Consider the following 17,857-nt stretch of genomic DNA (forward strand, 5'->3'; position numbering starts at 1 on the left):
GGATTGCAACTGGTCAAAGCGGCTTGAGTTTTAAGAGCAAAAACAATGGGTTATTTTATGTTTGATAAGAGACGCCACCACGTCTTCGACGGAGCGCTGTCGCGCGGCAAACACCGGACCGTGGGAGGCGGCTTGCTGGCGATGAACGATGACGCGATTTTCCTGAAACACCGCGTCGAATGCATCGCCGGCAAGCCGCCCCCCACAGCCGGGTGTTTGCTACGGGACAGCGCTACGTCGAAGACATGGTGATGCCTCCCACATAGCGTGTTTCTTCAGTCAGGCTGTTGATGGTTGATCAGATCCGCCCGATCAGCCGTTTACAAACTTCATCGATTCTGCACTGTAACGCTCACCCGCCACGGCACCCTCGGCCGGAAAGATCGCATCCAGTTGCGCCAGTTCGTCTTTGCTCAACGCCACCGTAGCAGCCGCCACATTGCTTTCCAGGTACTTGCGCTGCTTGGTGCCAGGGATCGGAATGATGTCCTCGCCCTGAGCCAGAACCCAGGCCAGGGCCAATTGTGAGGCGCTGATGCCCTTGGCTGCCGCGATGGCTTTGACCTTTTCCACCAGTTGCAGATTGCGGTTGAAGTTCTCACCCTGAAAGCGCGGGCTGAAGCGACGGTAGTCGTCTGGCGCAAAGTCTTCGGGGGCGCGCAGTTCTCCGGTCAGAAACCCTCGTCCCAACGGGCTGTAGGCTACAAACGCGATGCCCAGGCGACGGCAGGTGGCAAGCACGTCATTTTGCTCCGGATCGCGCGACCACAGCGAGTACTCGCTTTGCACCGCCGCCAGTGGATGTACCCTGTGGGCGCGCTCGATGGTCTCTGCGCTGGCTTCGCAAATACCGATGTGGCGCACCTTGCCAGCCTTCACCAGCTCGGCCATGGCGCCGATGGTGTCCTCGATCGGCACATTCGGGTCGACGCGGTGCTGGTAATACAGGTCCAGATAGTCAGTGTTCAAGCGCTTGAGGCTGCCATCGATGGCCTGGCGGACATACTCGGGACGGCCATCGACACCGCGGGCATGCGGATCATCGCTGCGCACGATACCGAATTTGCTGGCCAGATAAAGACTGTCGCGCTTGCCCTGCAAGGCACGACCGAGAAGGGCTTCATTGGTGTGCGGGCCGTACATGTCGGCAGTGTCGAAAAAGCTGACGCCCAGTTCCAGAGCGCGATGCAGTGTCGCGATGGACTCCTGTTCGTCGATGCCCGTGGTGTAGAAGTCCGACATGCCCATGCAGCCCAGTCCGATTGCAGAAACCTGCGGGCCATGCTGGCCCAGTTGACGTGTGATCACGATGCTTTCTCCCTGGAATGAAAAGACAGATCAAGTGTGTACTCTTCGCATTGCGCAATAAACCGGCTGTTTTTGATTTAACTGTTCAGATTATCTAAATAATGTAAGAACGTTATCGTCTGCAAGCATGGCAATGATCATCGGAAGGCATTGCTGATCCGACAAAACGCACTAGCCAGAAAAAACGCAAAAGAGTACAAATGTACTCCATGAGCACATTATCTCCCCGTCGCAGCGCCATCCTTACCTTCATCCGCGATCGCATCGCGCAGCAAGGGCAATCGCCGAGCCTGGCGGAAATCTCCGAAGCGTTCGGCTTTGCTTCACGCAGCGTGGCACGCAAACACATTGTGGCCCTCACCGAAGCGGGGCTGATCGAAGTCGTGCCGCATCAGGCACGCGGCATTCGTCTGGTGCAGAACGAAACCCGCCCCGAGCTGCTGGAAATCCCTGTGTTGGGCCGGGTCGCTGCCGGTGCGCCCATCGGGCCAGACCTCGATATGCACGCCACGCTGCATCTGGATCGCAGCACTTTTACCCGCTTGCCGGATTACCTGCTGCGCGTACAGGGCGATTCCATGATCGAAGACGGCATTCTCGATGGCGATCTGGTTGGCGTGCACCGCAACCCGCAGGCCAGCGACGGCCAGATCGTTGTCGCCCGGCTGGATGGCGAAGTCACTATCAAGCGCCTGCGGCACAGTGCAGACGGGCTGCAGTTGCTGCCTCGCAATCCCGCTTACAAGCCCATCATTGTCACGCCGGATCAGGACTTCGCCATCGAAGGCGTGTTCTGCGGTCTGGTCCGGCGCGAATGATGGGCGCTGTCGTCAGCCTGGACAGCCTGCTGGACGAGCGCAGGGTCTGGAAAGGGCGTCAGCAGTCTGCGCCGCAGGTCAGCCCGCAGCCCAGCGGCCATGCCTTGCTCGACAGCGTCCTGCCCACAGGCGGCTGGCCGCCATCGGCGCTGACTGAAATCCTGATTCCGGCCAATGGCAGTGGTGAATTGCGTCTGCTGTGGCCCAGTCTGGCGAGGCTGTCCGGCATAGGCGAACGCATCGTGCTGGTCGCGCCGCCTTACCTGCCGTACCCGCAGGCCTGGCTGGCGGCTGGAGTCGACCTGCGGCAAATGACCCTGATCGAGGCTGGCAGCAAGGATGCCTTGTGGGCCGCCGAACAATGTTTGCGTTCCGGCAGTTGTGGCGCCGTGGTGTGCTGGCCCGGCATGGTCGACGACCGTGCGCTGCGTCGCCTGCAAGTGGCTGCTGAAACCGGGCAGACCCTGGCCTTCGCCTGCCGGCCTCAACTGGCCGCTGCCAACCCGTCGCCCGCTGCGCTGCGCATTGCTGTCGATACCCGTCCTGCACAACTACGGGTGCTCAAATGCCGTGGCGGGCTTGCTCCCGCCTTGCCGATACCTTTCCCGACCGACGCTTGAGGTTCTTATGCTGTGGGCCTGTGTCTTGCTGCCGCAACTGGCACTCGACGGCGTCATGCGCCGCCATACCGATCCGGATGAACCGCTGGCCCTGATCAGCGGCAGTGCGCAACGTCGGGTGTTGCAGGCCGTCAATCCGGCCGCTCGAGCCTTGGGCCTGCGACCCGGTCAATCGCTCAGTGCGGCGCAGGCGCTGGTATCAGGCTTCACCATGGTCCCGCATGACCCGACTGAAACCGAGCGTTTGCAGCAACTGCTGGCCGCCTGGGCCTATGGTTTCAGCTCCAATGTCAGCCTCAGATACCCACGCGTGCTGCTGATGGAAATCGAGTCCAGCCTGAAGCTGTTCGGGCCGTGGCCGGTGTTCGAGGCGAGGTTGCGTGAAGAGCTGACCGGACTCGGCTTTCGTCATCGCATCGTCGTGGCACCCAACCCGATTGCGGCGCGCATGCTGGCCAACATGCACGACGGGCTGAGTATCGATTGCCCGCATGACCTGCGTCGCACCCTGGAACAAATGCCGGTGGACCGCATCGGTCTCGCTCGCGAAGTGGCAATCGCACTGGCCCGCATGGGGCTGCGCAATGTCCGGCAGGTGCTGGCCCTGCCACGCGATACCCTGGCGCGGCGCTTTCCTGCCAGCGTGCTGCAGCACCTCGACACACTGCTCGGCGAGCGGTCGGTGGCGCTGGAGTGCTACACGCCACCGGACTTTTTCGACCTGCGCATCGAATTGAATTTCGACGTCGAATCGCATCAGGCGCTTCTGTTCCCGCTCAAGCGCCTGATTGCCGATCTGGCCATGTTCCTGACTGGTCGCGACAGCGGCGTGCAGCGTTTTGTCCTGTACCTGGAGCATGTGGACGGGCCGGATTCCGTCGTGCAGGTCGGTCTGCTCAGCGCCGAACGGGATGCCTCGATGCTGTTCGAGCTGGCCCGCGGCAGGCTGGAGCAGGTGCTGGTGGCTTCTCCGGTGCGGGCGGTGCGCTTGCTGGCGCAGGATTTGCCGGATTTCGTCCCGACGCACCGAACCCTGTTCGATGAACGCGAACAACAGACGCTGCCCTGGGAGCAGTTGCGCGAGCGCCTGCGGGCACGGCTGGGCGACGAGTCGGTCAACGGCCTGCGAGCGCTTGCCGATCATCGTCCCGAGTGCGCCTGGCGGCCTGTGGCTGAAAGCAAGGTCATTGCGCAGGTCCACGGTCATCCGCGTCCGGGCTGGTTGCTGCACCAACCACAGCCATTGCCTGCACACACCACCCGCATCGTGGCCGGGCCTGAGCGCATCGAGTCAGGCTGGTGGGACGGTGGTGATGTGCGACGCGATTATTACCTGGTGGAAACCCTCAGCGGCCAACGCGCCTGGGCCTACCGCACGGTGGGCGAAAGCGGCGAACTGCTGCTGCACGGCTGGTTCGCGTGAACATGGATTACGCCGAGCTGCACTGCCTGTCGAACTTCAGCTTCCAGCGTGGCGCTTCAAGCGCTCAGGAACTGTTTCAAAGGGCAAAACGACATGGTTATACAGCGCTGGCGATCACCGACGAATGCACGCTGGCCGGGATCGTACGTGCATGGCAGGCCTCGAAAGACAGTGGTCTGCCACTGATCATCGGCAGCGAGATGCAGATCGAAAACGGGCCGAAGATCGTCCTGCTGGTAGAAGACCTCGGCGGCTATCAAACGCTGTGCCGGATCATCACCCTGGCCCGGCGTCGCGCCAAAAAGGGCGAGTACCGGCTGTTGCCCGATGACTTCGAGATAGCGTCCAACGGTTTGCTGGCGGTCTGGCTGCCAGATATCGAGAACGATACGCAAGCCTGTCTGGCTCAGGGCAACTGGTTGCGCGAACGGTTTGCCGAACGCCTGTGGCTCGGCGTCGAGCTGCATCGAGGACCGGATGACGAACAACGTCTTGCAGATCTGCTGGCATTGGCGCAGTCCCTGAGCATTCCGGCGGTTGCCAGCGGCGACGTCCACATGCACGCCCGAGGACGACGTGCGTTGCAGGACACCATGACTGCGATCCGTCACCACACGACGGTGGCCGAGGCCGGGCATCTGCTGTTTGCCAACGGCGAGCGCCATTTGCGCACACCGGATGCGCTCGCCGAGCTGTACCCCGACTGGCTGTTGGCCGAATCGGTACGCATCGCCCGCCGTTGTACATTCGACCTTGACGACTTGAAGTACGAATACCCCCATGAGCTGGTGCCCAAGGGCCAGACGCCGTCGTCCTGGTTGCGCGAAATGACCGAACGGGGCGTGCGCAAACGCTGGCCAGACGGCCTGCGCCCGACAACCCGTGAGCAGGTCGAGAAGGAGCTGGCCCTGATTGCGGAAATGAAGTTCGACAGCTATTTCCTGACGGTCCACGACATCGTCGAATTTGCTCGCAGCCAGCACATTCTTTGCCAAGGGCGAGGTTCGGCGGCCAACTCGGTGGTGTGTTATGCGCTGGGGATTACCGAGCTGAATCCGGAGAAGAGCAACCTGCTGTTTGAGCGCTTCATCTCCAGGGAACGCAACGAACCGCCTGACATTGATGTGGATTTCGAGCATGACCGCCGCGAAGAGGTCATTCAGTATGTGTTCCGGCGCTATGGTCGGGGCAGGGCAGCGCTCACCGCCGTGGCCAGCACGTATCACGGTTCCGGCGCAATGCGTGACGTGGCGCGGGTGCTGGGCTTGCCGCCGGATCAGATCAACGCACTGGCTGATGCCTTCAGCCGCTGGAGCGATACGCTGCCATCCCCCGAGCGGCTGCGCGAATACGGCCTGGACCCTGAAGCGCCGATGCTCAAGCGCGTGCTGGCCCTGAGTGACGAACTGATCGGCTTCCCCCGACACTTGTCGCAGCATCCGGGGGGATTCGTGATTTCCGAGCATCCGTTGGACACTCTGGTGCCGGTCGAGAACGCAGCGATGGCCGAGCGCACCATCATTCAGTGGGACAAGGACGATCTGGATCTGGTCGGCCTGCTGAAGGTCGATATTCTGGCCTTGGGCATGCTCAGCGCGTTGCGCAGAACCTTCGATCTGGTGCATTTGCATCGCGGTAAACGCTGGACACTGGCCGAGATGCCGTCCGATGACCGCCCGACCTACAACATGATCAGCCGCGCCGACACCATCGGCGTGTTCCAGATCGAGTCGCGCGCGCAGATGGCCATGCTGCCGCGCCTGAGGCCCGAGAAGTTCTACGATCTGGTGATTGAGGTGGCCATCGTTCGACCGGGGCCGATTCAGGGCGACATGGTTCATCCGTACCTGCGCAGGCGCAATGGCGAGGAAGCCATCACCTACCCTCCAAAATTGAAGAAGGTATTCGAGCGTACCCTCGGCGTGCCGCTGTTTCAGGAGCAGGTCATGGAAGTGGCGATCATCGCCGCTGATTACACGCCCGGCGAGGCCGATCAGTTGCGCCGGTCGATGGCTGCCTGGAAACGCCACGGCGGGCTTGAGCCGCATCGGGAGCGTCTGACCAAGGGCATGCTCAAGAACGGCTACGAACAGGACTTCGCCGATCGCATCTTCGAGCAGATCAAGGGCTTTGGCAGTTACGGTTTTCCCGAGTCCCACGCTGCCAGCTTCGCCTTGCTCACCTACGCCAGTTGCTGGCTCAAGTGCCATGAACCGGCCGCCTTCACCTGTGCGCTGATCAACAGCTGGCCCATGGGGTTCTACAGCCCGGACCAACTGTTGCAGGACGCACGTCGTCATCACATCGAAATCCGTCCGGTGGACGTGCGTTACAGCGACTGGGATTGCTCGCTGGAGCCCATCGAACACCCTGACTACACACGCAATCTGGCGATCCGTCTGGGCATGCGCATGGTGCGCGGCTTTCGGGAAGACGATGCGCTGCGTATCGAACGCGCCAGAGCGACACGCGCGTTTTCGGATGCCACTGACCTGACGATTCGCGCCGGACTGGACAACCGTGCTGCCGAGGCGCTGGCCGATTCCGGTGCGTTGCGCGGCCTGATCGGTCACCGGCATCGCGCCCGCTGGGAAGTGGCTGGCGTGGAAGCGCAGCGGCCGCTGTTCGATGATCTGCCCAGCGAAGAGCATCAGGTCACGTTGCCGCTGCCGACCGTGGCCGAAGACCTGGTCGCCGACTACGCCACGCTGGGCACGACGCTGGGGCCACATCCGCTGGCCTTGTTACGCCGGCAACTGGCTGCCAAGCGCTTTCGCAGCTCGCGGGACCTGCTTACGCTGGAGAATGACCGGACCCTCAGTGTGGCCGGGCTGGTCATTGGCCGACAACGCCCTGGCACGGCTAGCGGCGTGACCTTCGTGACGCTGGAGGATGAGTTCGGAATGGTCAACGTCGTGGTCTGGCGCGATCTGGCCGAGCGGCAGCGCAAGGTGTTGGTCGGTTCACAGCTGCTGCAAGTGTTCGGCCGTCTGGAGTCCAAGAGCGGCGTGCGGCATCTGATTGCCCAGCGTCTCTATGATCTGACGCCGCTGCTGACGGGGCTGGATGTGCGCAGTCGGGATTTCCAGTGAGTGAAGGGAGCAAAACGGGCTCGCAATTTGCAGCGTTGAGAACCTTTCCAGACTGCCCACGAGAGGTCCGCATGTACAAAGACTATCCCGCTGCCTATCAGGTGAGTAAAGGTGCCGCGCTGCAAGTGGATACGGCCTTTTACGAGCGCATACGCGCCAATATGCAGCAGCGCACGCTGACCGAGCAGTTCGAAATACCGATCCGTACCGGGCGGGCGTGGAAGGTCAAGGCAGGACAGGTGTTTCGTGTCACCACACCGGTAGGCCCGCAGGTGGGCGATTTCAACGTCTGGAACGCCGACGATCCTCGTGAGCGCATGTGGGCCGCCAGAACCCGGCAACTGCAGGGCGCGCACGTCAGCACCCATGACCGGCTCTGGTCGAACCTGCCGTTCCTGCGGCCTATGGTCACCATCACCGACGACAGCCTGGCCGGCTACGGCATCGACGAGCATGGCGGACGCCTGCACGACCTGTTGGGCACGCGTTGCGATCCTTACGTCAACAAAATGCTGACCGGCGAGGACTTTCATCATCATTGTCATTCGAACCTGACGCGCGCAGTGCTGCCGCACGGTCTGACCGAGTTCGATGTACACGACGTGCTGAACATCTTCCAATGCACCGGGCTCAACCATGACGACATGTACTTCATGAAAGCCTGCCCGGCACAAAAGGGCGATTACCTGGAGTTCTTCGCCGAAATCGATTTGCTGTGCGCGTTGTCGACCTGCCCGGGTGGCGATCTGTCGCTACCGATGTGGGGACCGGATGCGCAGGATCCGTTGAGCGTGTGCAGGCCGTTGGGCGTGGAAATCTACGACCTGGAGGCGTCCCTGCTGGAAGGCTGGCAACCACCCCAGCGCGCGGCTTACAACGGACTGCATGGGTTGCAGATCGCCAAGGCCGAATGGGAGGTATAGGTTTTCTGACGCAGCAGGCAGCCTCCCACAGTCCGGTGTTTGCCACACGACAGCACTACGTCGACGACGTGGCGATGCCTCCCAAGGTAAAGACCGGCTCATGCTGAGCGCGCCATCCTGCGCAATCCCCAGATCATCGCGACGCCCATACCCAGCATGGCTACCAGCAGTGCGGGATAGCTGACCCACCAGTGCAGCGGGGCGGTCATCATGCTGAATTCCGACATGCCGCCGATCCCGGCAATCAGGTTGAGCGGCAGGAACACCACGTTGATCAGGGTCAGCTTGCGCAGCAGGTTATTGGTGCTGTTGTTGACCAGATTGCCCCGCGCATCCATCAGTCCGGCAAAGACCGTTGAATAGATTTCGGCCTGTTTGTAGCACTGATCGTTCTCGATGATCATATCGTCGATCAGCGCCAGGCTGGCGTTGCCGTACTGTTTGCCCTGCGCATGATTGCGCAGCCGGGTCAGGACAGCGCCGTTGCTGTGAATCGCGTTGATGTAATACACCAGACTTTCGCTGAGGTTGAACATTTGCAGCAGGTGACGATTTTCCAGTGATGAATTGAATTTCTGCTGCAGTTCACGCGCCACCATCTTGATCACCTTCAAGTGGCCCAGATAGTGATGGATATTGTTGAACAGCATCTCCAGCAGAATATCCAACGGCTGTTCAAGCGGGCGTTGCGTCAACAGTGACGTCAGCGGTTGATCGTCGTCGCAGATCAATAACAGCTGATCCTGTTTGAGCAAAACACCGAATGACGAGACATCGAACGAAAAGCTGTCCTTGCCTGAATAGTTTTCAGGCCGCTTCCAGATCAGAAACAGCGCATCGGGATGAAACTCGATGCGGGAAATTTCATCCGGGTCCAGCGCCGATGCCACAGCATGCTCATCCAGGTGAAAGCGCTCGGCCAGCAGCGTGCGTTCGCCGGCGTCCGGTTTGCTGAACCACAGCACCTGCGCCATCAGTGGGTCGCAGGCTTGAAGGCGGTTGGCGTCGAGTTTCAGGCCTTTGATCATGGGTGATTACCAGGCTTGGCCAAGACGTTTGATGTCCAGGCGGCGAATGAATTCTTCCAGTATCAGACCGTACAGATCGTCCTGCAGGTAGGCGTCTTCAATACCGGCGTCGAGGTTGGGGTTGTCGTTGACTTCGATCACCACCACCTTGTCGCCAGACTGCTTCAGGTCAACGCCGTATAGCCCGTCGCCAATCAGGTTGGCGGTCTTGAGCGCCAGTTCAACCACCGCTCTCGGCGCTTCATGAACCGCCAGGGTGCGGCATTCACCGTTGATTTCGGCCCCGACAGCCTTGTGGTTGTAAATCTGCCAGTGCCCCTTGGACATGAAGTATTGGCAGGCAAAGATCGGCTTGCGGTTAAGAATGCCGATGCGCCAGTCGTACTCGGTGTAGAAGAATTCCTGCGCCAGCAGCAGTACCGAATGCTCGAACAACTGCGCAGTGGCGGTGTGCATTTCTTCAGCTGTACCGACCTTGATCACACCGCGTGAGAAACAGCCGTCAGGGATTTTCAACACCAACGGAAAGCCCAACCGTCTGGCGACATTCTCCAGCTCTTCGGGTCGGTCCTTGTAGAGGATTTCGGTACGCGGCATGCCCAGGTCATGGCTTTTGAGCAGATCGGTCAGGTACACCTTGTTGGTACAGCGCAGAATGGACGTCGAATCGTCCATGACCACCAGCCCCTCGCTTTCAGCTTTCTTGGCGAAACGATAGGTGTGGTTGTCGACACTCGTGGTCTCTCGGATCAGCAGCGCGTCGTATTCGGCGAGTCGCGAGTAGTCCTTCTTTTCGATCAATTCGACATCGATCCCCAGACGCTGGCCGACGCGAATGAAGTTGGCCAGGGCCTCTGCGTTGGAGGGTGGCAATTGTTCCTGCGGGTCGTGCAGGATCGCCAGGTCGTAACGTGCCACGCGGCGCGAGCCTGGTTGACGCCAGACCTTGCGACTGAAGCCGTCCAGCGCAAGGGCGAACTCGTCCTGTTGATCGTCACGCAAACGGGGCAGGGCACCGGACTTGATACCTGCGATATGCCAGTTTTCGCGCTTGCGAAATTCAACCAGCAGAATCGGGCAGGGAAAGGCTTCGAACAACTGACGCGCCAGATCATTCAAAGGTGCGAGTGTTGTCTGGCCGAAATAAAGTGTCAGGGTAAAACCTTCGGTATTGTCATACGGGTGATCCTGAAGTGCGGTTTCCAACACTTTGTCCAGATCATCCAGTGCCAGTCCATACAATGATTTGCGTGTCAGCTCACTGATAGTACGCACGGAGGGAATGACATGGTGCTGACGCGCTTCGGCCAGCAGAGAACAATAATAACCGTGGCCCAGGTACTTATAGCTCCGGCACAGGTTGATGACCTGTACGCGCTTGCCAGCCGTGGCTTGCAGCGGCTTCTCCAGATAGTCCTGCGCCGTCATCAGGTTTTCACTCGGGAAATAGGATGCCCAGTCTTCCAACCGCTCGACAATAATGACTACCTGGCTTTGTGCTGCAAAAGGGACTGCGGGATAAGCACGTTTCGTAGTTGCTGAAACTGCACGTTGAGCCGATACTTCGTTCATCTTCACCTGCGCCGCTGACATGTGTAATCGATCCGATGGGAAACAGTCCTTTCTATTAAGCATGTGCTTATTGAAATGTCCCGTTTCGTTACACAACTTTTACGGCGGTGCAGATGGATTTTATATTTCGCGATGCAGTGGATTCCGATGTCGAGTATTTGCTGTTTCTGGAGGACCAGTGCTTTGAAGGCGACCGGCTGACGGCACGCAGTTTCAACTGGATGATCCGCCGGGCCAACGCCTGCCTGATCGTGGCCGAGCGGGCTGGGCAGTTGACCGGATACGCGCTGGTGCTGTTTCACCGTGGCACGTCGCTGGGGCGTCTGTACTCGCTGGCCATCGCCAATGCGGCGCGAGGGCTGGGGCTTGGCAAGCAGCTGTTGCAGCATGCCGAACAGCGGGCGGTCGAGCGCGATTGCGCGTATCTGCGTCTGGAAGTGCGCCCCGACAACCTTGCAGCCATCGGTCTTTATGAACGCAGTGGCTATCGGCGCTTCGCTCAGGTCGACGATTACTATCAGGACCATGCACCCGCGCTGCGTTATGAAAAGCGCATTGTCGAGCATGCCCGGCATAACGGCCGCTCGGTCCCTTACTACCAGCAGACACTGGACTTTACCTGCGGCCCGGCCTGCCTGTTGATGGCCATGAAAGCCTTGCAGCCCGAGCGCTTGATGGTGCGTGCCGAGGAATTGCAGATCTGGCGTGAAGCAACCACCGTATTCATGACGTCGGGCCATGGCGGCTGCAGTCCGCAAGGGCTGGCGCTGGCGGCCTGGCGGCGCGGCTTTGCCGTGAAGCTGCTGGTGTCGATAGCCGGGCCGTTGTTTTTGAACGGCGTGCGCAGTGATACCAAGAAACAGGTGGTGCGTCTGGTCCACGAACAGTTCTGCCGCGAACTTGACGCTTCCGACGTGCAGGCGCTGGCCGATCATGCCTTGAACCTGCCGCGTGTGCTGGCGGAAGGCGGCAAACCGCTGGTGCTGATCAGCAGCTACCGCCTGACCCGCTCCAAGGCTCCGCACTGGGTGATGGTCACGGACTGCGACGCCGATTTCGTCTATCTGCATGATCCGGATATCGATCACAGCCTGCACCGCCAGGCCATCGACTGCCAGCATTTGCCGGTGAGCCACGCTGACTTCAATCGCATGAGTTGCTTCGGGACTGACAAGCTGCGGGCAGCCGTGATCGTTTACCCGTCGGGACCTGGGGAACCTGATTGTGCGCAGGTTTCATGAACCGCTATGGCTTTAATCCTGACGCGCGGCTAGTGTGTGCGCCGCAGTACCGGTGAATGTTCATTGCCCGGTCATTCGGAACACACGCTCATGAAAACCGCTTTTGCCGTCTTGTGGACCTCGATCACTGTCTTGAGTTTGTCGGCCTGCATCAGTTCGCCTGTGCCGCTGACGACAGAGACCGCCGAGCGGCTTCGTCAGCAACCGCCAGTACGTTTCCTGCTGTCGTTCGATGACGGCCCCAGCGCGACAACCTTCTACAACCCGACGGCAACCGTGCTCGACAGCCTGGCCGACAATCCGCTGGAACCGAACATCAAAGCGGTGTTTTTCGTGCAGACCGGCGCAACCGGGGCGGGCAACAGTGATGAGGGAAGGGCGCTGATGCAGCGTGAGCACGCGCAAGGTCACGTGCTGGGCTTTCACACTGCAACGCCGCACCACACCAACCACCGCTCGCTGACCTCTGAAGAACTCCATCAGTCGCTGACTCAGGGCAGCGAAATCATTGAGTCGATCACCGATACGCCGACCGTTCTGCTGCGTCCGCCATTCTGGAACTACGACAAGCGCACCTTCGGCATTTATCAGCAGCACGGGCTGCATGTACTGCTGACCGACCTGAGTGCCAATGACGGGAAGATCTGGGGTTACAACTTCAGCCTGAGACGTCGCTCGAACATGGTCAGCCAGTTGTCTCAGGTACGTGAACGCATCGCTGCGGGCGAGTTGCCTGCAGTCGATGGTGTGATTCCGGTAGTGGTGACCTTCCATGACCTGAACCGCTACACGGCCCGGCATGCGCGTGAGTACCTGCAGATTCTGGTCGACAGTGCCAATCAGACCGGCGTGCGACTGTCTGCCAAACCGTTCTACGACGACAGCGCACAGTTGCAGCGCGCCGCAATGGCCCGCACCGTCAGGGACGCAGACGAATCCGTGAAGCTACCGGGACTGTGGAACTGGATCTGGGATCACAACGCCGACTGAGCCCCTGTCGGTATCCCACTGCGCAAGATACTTCTCTGTCTCTGACACAGCGCTATCTGGCAGCAAATACAAACTGTGGGAGGCGGCTTGCCGGCGATGAACGATGACGCGGTTTCTCTGAAGTACCGCGTCGACTGCATCGCCGGCAAGCCGCCTCCCACGAAAGAAATCGCTTCTCTCAAGTGGCTTACGGGTTGTTTGACCAGAGACATTCGGCCCTTGGATCAAGGGCCGAGCCGGTTTGGCCATTCAGATCAGCGTGTTCTTGCGCACCTTGCCACCCTGAACAATCATCGCCAGTCGTTCGCCCTGGCCAACCAGACAGTGAATGTCGGTCAGCGGATCGCCGTCCACGACCAGCACGTCAGCAATCGCGCCCTTGGCGATGCAGCCCAGTTCGCCTTCGCGCTGCAGAATCTGCGCCGCCACGCTGGTTGCGCTGCGCAATGCCGCCAGATTGCCCAGCACTTCGGCGCGGATTTTCAGTTCGTGAGTCTGGTACTCATGCATTTCGCCCAGCAGATCGGAGCCGTATCCCATCGGCACACCGGCTTCGGCGAACAGTACCAGCGCGTTGCGCCCGGCCTGACGGACGTCCTCGATCTTGGCCACTGAATCCGGCGGCAGACCGAAGCGTTCGCCGTACTCGGCGAGCATTTCGTAAGTGACCTGGGTCGGCACGGCGAACGCGCCTTTTTCGGCCATCAGCCGCGCCGTGTCAGCGTCCACCAGATTGCCATGCTCGATGGTCCGCACGCCGCACTCGATGGCCCGGCGAATGGCGCGTGCGGTGTAGGCGTGAGCCATGACGTAGGTGTTGGCCGCCGCCGCTTCATCGACAATCGCGCGAATTTCAGCCTCGCTGTACTGGGTGTTGGCGATCGGGTCGGTCGGCGAAGACACACCGCCCGAGGCCATGATCTTGATCTGGTTCGCGCCCTGTTGCAGCTCTTCACGCACGGCCAGGCGTACGTTGTCGACACCATCCACTACACGGGCAATAGCACCGGCCCGGAAGCAGCAGGAACAGGGCTCGTTGAGCAGCAGTTCACCACGGGCGCGCATGTCGCCGTGGCCGCCGGTCTGGGACAGCGCCTTGCCCGAGGCAAAGATTCTTGGCCCTGGGATCAGCCCCATCTGAATGGAACGCGCCAGCGCCCAGTCAGCGCCGCCTGCGTCACGCACCGTGGTGAAGCCGCGATCCAGCATTGCAGACAGAATCGGCAGGGCGCGGTACATGATGATTGCGTTGGGTTGCAGCGCATTCATGCCCAGGTTGGCGTTGGACGCCAGCACGTGAACGTGGCAGTCGATCAGGCCCGGCATCAGGGTCTTGCCGCCCAGATCGATCACCTGATCGTCCGGTCCGGCAGGCTCGCCTTCGGCGCGTACATCGACAATGCGCTCGCCCTGGATCACGACTTCCTGACCTGAAACAAGTTTGCCCAGTTCAACGTCCAGAATGCGGCCGTTGCGCAGGATCAGGCGTGGGGATTCAGCAGTACTCATTGATAGGCTCCAGTCAGAGGGCGATTTACGGCAGGGGCAGGGTCGCGATAGAGCATCGCGCCGATGCCGCTGACAATCGCCGCGAACATGATGTAGAAGGCCGGCGCGAGATTGCTGCCGGTCGAGGCAATCAGCCAGGTGATCGTGAAGGTGGCGAAACCGCCGAAAATGGTCACTGCGAAGTTGTAGGCGACCGATAGACCCGTGGACAGGACATGGGTCGGCAGCAACTCACCGAACGCGGCGAGAATCGAGCCGATGTAGCCGGAAATCAGCAGACCCAGCACCAGTTCGAAAATCAGCAGCGAGAACAGCCCAGGCATCTGGTTGATGAACAGGAACATCGGGTAAGCGCTGAAGAAAATGGCGATGGCCGAGCCCAGCAGCCATGAACGGTTGCCGCTGCGATCCGCCATGGCGCCCACCAGCGGTGTGGCGACGATCAACACGGCGCCACCCATCATCCCCGCGCTGAAACCCATCCATGACGGCAGGCCCAGCACGCGCTGGGCGTAAGAGGGGATGTAGAACAGAATCGCGTAGGTGCAGACGGTCCAGAGCACCACCAGCGAAAAGCTGATCAGGGTCTGGCGCGGGTAGGTCTTGATCACTTCACGCAGCGGCGAATCGACCGGTTTGCTGGCGGTATAGGCAGGGGTCTCGTCGACCCGGCTGCGAATGTAGAAACCCACCGGGCCGATCAGGGTGCCGATCAGGAACGGCACGCGCCAGCCCCAGCTTTCCAGCTGTGCCTGGGTCAGGTAGCTGGACAGAATCGCGCCCAGTGCCGAGCCGAGCAGCACGGCGACGCCGATACTCGCCTGAATCCAGCTGGAGTAGAACGCTTTACGGCCGGCCGGCGCATGTTCAGTCAGAAACGCCGTGGCGCTGCCCATCTCGCCGCCGGCGGAAAAACCCTGTAGCAGACGCGCCAGCACGATCAGCACCGGGGCCAGGTAGCCGATCTGCGCGAAGCTCGGCGTGAGGGCAATAATCAGCGTTCCGAAGGCCATGAGCAGGATGGTCAGCGACAAGGCCGCCTTGCGCCCATGCTTGTCGCCGTAGATGCCCAGCACGATGCCACCCACCGGACGCATGAAAAAGCCCACGCCAAAGGTCGCAAGTGCCAGCAGATAGGACGTCAGTTCGCTACCGGTCGGGAAGAACACCTTGGCGATGATGACCGAGAAAAAGCTGTAGACCGTGAAGTCGAACCACTCCAGGCCATTGCCGATGACCGTGGCAGTGATGGCGCGGCGCGCCTGCCTGTTCTGGGGATGTGTGAGGGATTGTTGTAGTGTGCTCACTTTTTAGCTCCTGCATGCAATACACGCAGGGAACGACCCTGCATTGAAAAGGGGGCAGAGTCGGAAGGTGAAACAGAATCAGGTCTAGCGCCCGTTAGGGTTGAGAGTAGGCTTATGCCCGGTTTGGAGAAAACGCTCTTTACGCAGGTTTGCATGCGCGGCACGCATGCAGGTGCTCTCTGTAACGATCAGCCTTGCGAACTGATCTCGTCGCTCAGCCATTTCTCGAAGGCACGCGCCGCGCGGCGGGGCATCTTGCCGCTGGGCGTCAGCAGGTAATAGCCGCCCACCGCGCCGACACTTGTGCTGCACGCAGGCACCAGCGCGCCGGAACGCACATGCCTGTCGATCATCGGCTGCCAACCCAGCACAATGCCATGACCGGACATTGCCAGATCCACCAGCACCGGATACAGGTTGACCGTCATGCGCTTGCGGATCAGCGAGGCATCCACGCCCTGACGGCCGAACCAGTCATTCCAGGACAGCCACTGGCGCTGGCCGTCTTCCAGCATCAGCAGACAGTAGTCGAGCAATTGCGCAGGTTCGAGCAGTTGGCCGTTCAGATACTCAGGCGAGCAATAGGCGTTGACCGACTCGGCAAACAGCAACCGGCTGTCCAGCCCGGCAGGCGAGCTTTCACGCAGAAAATACAAAGCCAGATCGAACTCGGCACGGATCAGCGAATCCAGCCCGTCGACGACGCGCAGCCGGATATCGACGCCGGGAAATTCATCCCGATAACGGCCCAGCAAAGGACCGAGCCACAAGGCCGCGACGCCGCTGGAACAGGCCAGTGTCAGTTGTTGCTCGCCACTGTGGGTGATGACCTGAGCAGTGGCCTCCGCACAAAGGGTCAGTACACGATGAATCTGTTCGGCGTAGATCTGCCCGGCAACGGTCAGGTGAATGCGCTTGTGCTCGCGACGGAACAGCGCTCTGCCCAGAAACTCTTCCAATTGCGCCACTTGCCGACTGATCGCGCTTTGCGTCAGGTGCAGTTCGGTCGCCGCCCGGGTAAAGCTGCCATGGCGTACGGTGGCCTCGAAAGCAATCAGGTTCTGCAAGGGTGGCAGCGGTTCGATGCGCATGAAGACTCCGGATCAAAGGCTGTCGGGAAACGGAATGGACAGCAGCCAGTCCCTGAACACGCACAGTGACGGCAGGTTCTGAAAGCGCGTGGCGTAGGCCAGGTAATAGTTACGGCCGCTGTCCAGCGGTTCGAACAGCGTCACCAGTTCGCCGCTTGCGAGTTCGTCCAGCACCAGAATGCGTGGCACCAGCGCGATACCGATGCCTGCCGCCACGGCCTGGATCAGGTGTGAGGTCAGCTCGAAACTCGGGCCGGGGCGCATCACATGATGATCCAGCCGGTTACGCTCGAACCAGTCTGACCAGGCGTTGGGACGCGACACCACGCTGAGCAGCGAGTAGTGCGCCACCTGTGCCGGGGTCATGGATGCATACCCTTTCAGCGCGCCGGGACTGGCAATAAGTACCAGCTTTTCACTGACCAGCGGGTGGGCGATGTAGCCCGGCCAGTTGCCGGTGCCTGCGCAGATGATGGCGTTCATCTCGCTGGCGGCTGGCGTCAGGTCGGCGTGCACGATGCGCGAATGCACGTGCACCACATAGCCCGGATGCCTCGCGTAAAAGTCATTCATGCGCGGCAGCAGCCATTTGGAGCCAAAGGTGGGCAGCACGGCAAGATGCAGGGTGCCGCCTTCGGCCTTGTGAGCGATGGTCTGCAGCGTCGCGCTGCGGATTCGACCGAGGGCTGCGGCCAGTTCGTGCTGGTACAGCGCCCCTGCGGTGGTCAGCTCGATACGCCGGCCATCGCGCTTGAACAGCTCGACCTCAAGCTGGGCTTCGAGCGCCTGCACCTGACGGCTCACCGCGCTCTGGGTCAGGGTCAGTTCATCGGCGGCCTTGGTAAAACTGCCATGCCGGGCGGCCGCTTCGAAAGCGATCAGCAGCGACATCGAAGGCGTCAGTCTTCTGGGGTTCATTCATAAAGCTCATGGAA

14 protein-coding genes are annotated in these 17,857 nt (G+C 60.7%); 7 read left to right on the forward strand and 7 right to left on the reverse strand.

Translation table 11 applies throughout. The features are described from left to right. Positions 1 to 312: 312 nt before the first annotated feature. Complete coding sequence (locus AO065_RS19160; RefSeq protein WP_004885565.1) at positions 313 to 1,308, reverse strand: aldo/keto reductase; 996 nt, start codon at positions 1,306 to 1,308, stop codon at positions 313 to 315. A 200-nt stretch (positions 1,309 to 1,508) separates the two neighbouring features. Here AO065_RS19160 and lexA point away from each other — a divergent pair, with 200 nt between their 5' ends. The 5 genes from lexA (at position 1,509) to AO065_RS19185 (ending at position 8,184) form a co-directional block, all read left to right on the forward strand. After that, entirely contained in the window at positions 1,509 to 2,126 is a 618-nt protein-coding gene (lexA, locus tag AO065_RS19165; RefSeq protein ID WP_032651925.1) for a transcriptional repressor LexA, read from the forward strand. After that, positions 2,126 to 2,746 (forward strand): translesion DNA synthesis-associated protein ImuA, encoded by a 621-nt coding sequence (gene imuA, locus AO065_RS19170; protein ID WP_004885561.1) that lies wholly within the window; start codon positions 2,126 to 2,128, stop codon positions 2,744 to 2,746. The genes lexA and imuA overlap by 1 nt, the downstream gene beginning before the upstream one ends. A gap of 7 nt (positions 2,747 to 2,753) precedes the next feature. Continuing rightward, the gene (locus AO065_RS19175) at positions 2,754 to 4,169 is read left to right on the forward strand and encodes a Y-family DNA polymerase (protein WP_004885560.1); all 1,416 of its coding nucleotides are present in this window, start codon (positions 2,754 to 2,756) and stop codon (positions 4,167 to 4,169) included. Between the two features lie 2 nt (positions 4,170 to 4,171). Then, the gene (locus AO065_RS19180) at positions 4,172 to 7,261 is read left to right on the forward strand and encodes an error-prone DNA polymerase (RefSeq protein WP_004885558.1); all 3,090 of its coding nucleotides are present in this window, start codon (positions 4,172 to 4,174) and stop codon (positions 7,259 to 7,261) included. A gap of 71 nt (positions 7,262 to 7,332) precedes the next feature. Then, the gene (locus AO065_RS19185; RefSeq protein WP_004885557.1) at positions 7,333 to 8,184 is read left to right on the forward strand and encodes an urea carboxylase-associated family protein; all 852 of its coding nucleotides are present in this window, start codon (positions 7,333 to 7,335) and stop codon (positions 8,182 to 8,184) included. A 98-nt stretch (positions 8,185 to 8,282) separates the two neighbouring features. Here the strand turns inward: AO065_RS19185 and AO065_RS19190 are convergent, their stop codons facing one another. Together AO065_RS19190 and AO065_RS19195 are read right to left on the reverse strand one after the other, a co-directional pair. Then, positions 8,283 to 9,212, reverse strand: coding sequence for a magnesium transporter CorA family protein (locus tag AO065_RS19190; protein ID WP_004885554.1), 930 nt, complete (start codon positions 9,210 to 9,212; stop codon positions 8,283 to 8,285). Between the two features lie 6 nt (positions 9,213 to 9,218). Continuing rightward, on the reverse strand, positions 9,219 to 10,805 hold the full coding sequence (locus tag AO065_RS19195) for a RimK family protein (RefSeq protein ID WP_032651919.1): 1,587 nt from the start codon (positions 10,803 to 10,805) through the stop codon (positions 9,219 to 9,221). A 92-nt stretch (positions 10,806 to 10,897) separates the two neighbouring features. On the opposite strand from AO065_RS19195, the gene AO065_RS19200 reads away from it, so the two are divergent. Together AO065_RS19200 and AO065_RS19205 are read left to right on the forward strand one after the other, a co-directional pair. After that, positions 10,898 to 12,025 (forward strand): GNAT family N-acetyltransferase/peptidase C39 family protein, encoded by a 1,128-nt coding sequence (locus tag AO065_RS19200; RefSeq protein ID WP_004885550.1) that lies wholly within the window; start codon positions 10,898 to 10,900, stop codon positions 12,023 to 12,025. A 90-nt stretch (positions 12,026 to 12,115) separates the two neighbouring features. Further along, a complete protein-coding gene (locus AO065_RS19205; protein WP_004885547.1) occupies positions 12,116 to 13,015 on the forward strand; it encodes a polysaccharide deacetylase family protein in 900 nt (299 codons plus the stop codon). Positions 13,016 to 13,264: 249 nt separating this feature from the next. Here the strand turns inward: AO065_RS19205 and AO065_RS19210 are convergent, their stop codons facing one another. The 4 genes from AO065_RS19210 to AO065_RS19225 form a co-directional block, all read right to left on the reverse strand. After that, the gene (locus tag AO065_RS19210; protein ID WP_004885545.1) at positions 13,265 to 14,524 is read right to left on the reverse strand and encodes a metal-dependent hydrolase family protein; all 1,260 of its coding nucleotides are present in this window, start codon (positions 14,522 to 14,524) and stop codon (positions 13,265 to 13,267) included. After that, positions 14,521 to 15,831 (reverse strand): MFS transporter, encoded by a 1,311-nt coding sequence (locus tag AO065_RS19215; RefSeq protein ID WP_004885543.1) that lies wholly within the window; start codon positions 15,829 to 15,831, stop codon positions 14,521 to 14,523. The genes AO065_RS19210 and AO065_RS19215 overlap by 4 nt, the downstream gene beginning before the upstream one ends. A 188-nt stretch (positions 15,832 to 16,019) precedes the next feature. Next, positions 16,020 to 16,922 carry a LysR substrate-binding domain-containing protein gene (locus AO065_RS19220; protein ID WP_004885542.1) on the reverse strand — a complete coding sequence of 301 codons (903 nt, stop codon included), beginning with the start codon at positions 16,920 to 16,922 and terminating at the stop codon, positions 16,020 to 16,022. 12 nt (positions 16,923 to 16,934) lie between these two features. After that, a complete protein-coding gene (locus tag AO065_RS19225) occupies positions 16,935 to 17,840 on the reverse strand; it encodes a LysR substrate-binding domain-containing protein (protein ID WP_032651916.1) in 906 nt (301 codons plus the stop codon). Between the last annotated feature and the right edge of the window lie 17 nt (positions 17,841 to 17,857).

The sequence above is a fragment of the Pseudomonas viridiflava genome, from assembly GCF_001642795.1.
GTDB lineage: Bacteria > Pseudomonadota > Gammaproteobacteria > Pseudomonadales > Pseudomonadaceae > Aquipseudomonas > Aquipseudomonas viridiflava.